The sequence below is a fragment of the Agathobaculum sp. genome (genome assembly GCF_050946325.1).
Lineage (GTDB): Bacteria > Bacillota > Clostridia > Oscillospirales > Butyricicoccaceae > Agathobaculum.
On sequence record NZ_JBMNUP010000183.1, the window covers coordinates 1 to 2,874 of the forward strand.

3 protein-coding genes and 1 pseudogene are annotated in these 2,874 nt (G+C 58.6%); all 4 read right to left on the minus strand.

Annotated elements, in window-relative coordinates:
- On the minus strand, positions 1-294 hold a 294-nt coding region (locus tag ACOYIE_RS10275), incomplete at its 3' end, for a hypothetical protein (protein WP_433412898.1).
- Between the two features lie 179 nt (positions 295-473).
- Positions 474-2,171: an arginine--tRNA ligase gene (gene argS / locus ACOYIE_RS10280; RefSeq protein ID WP_433412900.1), complete on the minus strand. Its 1,698-nt coding sequence runs from the start codon at positions 2,169-2,171 to the stop codon at positions 474-476.
- A gap of 22 nt (positions 2,172-2,193) precedes the next feature.
- Positions 2,194-2,637 (minus strand): DUF1934 domain-containing protein, encoded by a 444-nt coding sequence (locus tag ACOYIE_RS10285; RefSeq protein ID WP_433412902.1) that lies wholly within the window; start codon positions 2,635-2,637, stop codon positions 2,194-2,196.
- Positions 2,638-2,684: 47 nt separating this feature from the next.
- Positions 2,685-2,874 (minus strand): annotated as a pseudogene (locus ACOYIE_RS10290) (glutamate racemase); the annotation flags it as partial.

Genomic DNA, 2,874 nt, shown 5'->3' on the forward strand with positions numbered 1-2,874 from the left:
AAAGCCCTGCGAATATTCCTCCGCCGACAGATACATGGAATGCGTATCCAGCAGAGAGAGAATATCGTTGATGACCTCATACATCTCTTCCGGATGCTTTTGCAGATATTTGTTGATATAGTTCTGCAAAACATACGGATTCTCTTCCGCCTTGAGGCCGAACGCATCAATCAGCGCCCACACCCCGTCAAACCACGTCTCACTTTCGCCCTCCGGCGTTACTGCGCCCGCCGGCACCACCATCATCGCCGCTGCCAGCGCCAGCGCCGCCAGCCGTTTAACAAACTTTTTCATGGTTATTCTCCAGTTTCTCAGGGGAAACGGAACATCCGCCCGCAGCATCCCCACGCAGCCGCAAGCCAATCGGCGCAAAGCGCCCGTTAAATCAGGAAAATGCCCTGCAATTTCCGTAAAAAGTCAGGACATGCGCCTGATTTTTGTATATAGGGGGCTTTTGAAGCCCCCTATACGTTTTACATACTCTCCGGCGCTTCCACGCCGATGATGCCAAGCGCGTTGGCAATCGTCTGCCGTGCGGCCAGGCACAGCGTCAGGCGGGCTTCGCACAGTTTTTTATCGTCACACCGCACGCGGCAGGCATTATAGAAATGATGGAACTGCTGCGCCAGCGCCACTGCGTATTTGTTCAGGCGCGAAGGATCGCGGCTCTGCGCCGCCTGCACGATCTCCTCGGGCAGCAGCGCGATCGCCTTGATGAGCTGCCGCTCATCCGCGCCGGTCAGCACGGACAGATCGACCGCCGCGGTATCGGGCACCGCGATGCCGTTCTCCGTGCAGTTTTTGATTACCGAGCAGATGCGGGCATGCGCATACTGCACATAATACAGCGGGTTGTCCGAATCCTGCTTGACCGCCAGGTCAAGGTCGAACTCCATCTGGGTTTCCGCCGCGCGCGAATTGAAGAAGAAACGCGCCGCATCCACCGGAATCTCATCGAGCAGGTCGGTCAGGGTCAGGCTCTTGCCCGTGCGCTTGGACATGCGGACCACTTCGCCGCCCTGCATCATGCGCACCAGCTGCATCAGCACAATCTCAAGCCGGTGCGAACCGTCAAGCCCCAGCGCGTCCAGCGCGCACTGCAAACGCTTGACATGGCCGTGGTGGTCCGCGCCCCAGATATTGATGACGCGGTCAAACCCGCGCTTTTCAAACTTGTTGCGGTGATACGCGATATCCGCCGCAAAATAGGTGTAAAATCCGTTTCCGCGGCGCAGAACATCGTCCTTATCGCAGCCGAAATCGGTCGAACGCAGCCAGAGCGCGCCGTCCTCGGTTTCGTAGGTCGCGCCCTTTGCGGTCAGCATATCGATGGTTTCCTTGACGTAGCCGCTGTTGTGCAGCTCGCTCTCGCGGAACCAGACGTCGTAGTCGATCTTATACCGCTTGAGGTCGCGCTCCATGCGGGCGATATTGGTCGGCAGACCATAGCCCTCGATCACGGAAAAGCGCTCCTCGGGGGTCTTATCCAGCAGGCTGTCGCCGTACTGCTCGACCAGATCGTGCGCCAGCGCCTTGATATCCTCGCCCTGATACCACGAGGGGTCAAATTCGATCGCATCCTCGCCGCGCAGCTCCTGGATATAGCGTCCCTCTACCGAATGGGCGAACTTATCCACCTGATTGCCCGCGTCGTTGATGTAAAACTCACGCGTGACATCGTTGCCCGACCAGTCGAGCACTTCGCTCAGGCAGTCGCCCAGCACGCCGCCGCGCGCGTTGCCCATGTGCATCGGGCCGGTGGGGTTGGCGGAAACGAACTCGACCATGACCTTTTCCGGCTTTTTCGCCTGTGTGCGGCCATAGTCCGCGCCCATCTCGAACACGTTTTTGACCGCCTTTTCGTACCAGCTCTGGTTCAGCGTGAAATTCATAAAGCCCGGCCCTGCAATGCTCACCGTATCAAAGCAGCTGCCCGCCAGCTCCAGATGCGCTACAATCCCCTCCGCAATCTTGCGGGGCGCCATGCGCAGCGGCTTGGCGCACTGCATGGCAAACGTGCAGGCCCAGTCGCCGTTCGCCGCGTCCTTCGGGGTTTCCACCGCAACGGGCGGGATATCGCCCGCAGGCAAAACGCCGGCCTCTGCCGCTTTGTGATATGCCGCTTCGACCACGCGGGCCGCTTCAGCTCGTGCGAATTCATATGCGTTCATTTGTTCACTCTCCGTTACTTTTTCAGACTGCGCCGCTCTCAGGCGCAGCCGTTACATACATTTCAAAATGGTGCTGTCCCATCAGGGAATTATCCACCGCTACCGTATAATCGAGCACCAGCTCGCCGCCGTCCTCGCCCACTGTATTGCGCACGCGCGAGGTATGCGTGGAAATGGCCATTTCCGCGCCCATCGGCGACTGGTACAGACCGACATGCCGTTCATCCTCCGCAAACAGCATATGCGAGGGGTACGCGCCCGAACGGATGAGCGTTACCGTCTTGCCGTCCAGCTTGACGGTGGTGCGCGTACCTTCCAGGCCGGTCAATTCGCTCTCCTCATAGGCAATATAATATTTTCCGCCGCGTTCATATAGCGTAGCCGCGGTGGTCAGGTTGATCTGCTCCGCCTCGCACCCGACAAACCGCTGCGTCGAATGAATCGTCAGCCAAACGTCCTTTTTCATAAAACACTCCGTGTCTTTCCAATGATACGCGATGTATCTTTCCTTTTTTAATAGCTGCTGATGTCAACCAGCGCGGCCTCGCCGCGCACATCCTCCTGCAAAAACAGGCTGGCCAGCTGCGAAAAGCCCTGCGGGTCGTCCGATACAAAATACTGCGTTTCGCCCTTTCCGCTGCCCGTCGGCTCAACCGCGCGCCGCACGGCGTTGGCCGCTTCCGCGCCCGAATCCACCAGCGAA

Coding starts and splice junctions, on each gene's coding strand:
- argS (WP_433412900.1), bottom strand. CDS start 2,171: ATGAACGCATATGAATTCGCACGAGCTGAAGCGGCCCGCGTGGTCGAA.
- ACOYIE_RS10285 (WP_433412902.1), bottom strand. CDS start 2,637: ATGAAAAAGGACGTTTGGCTGACGATTCATTCGACGCAGCGGTTTGTC.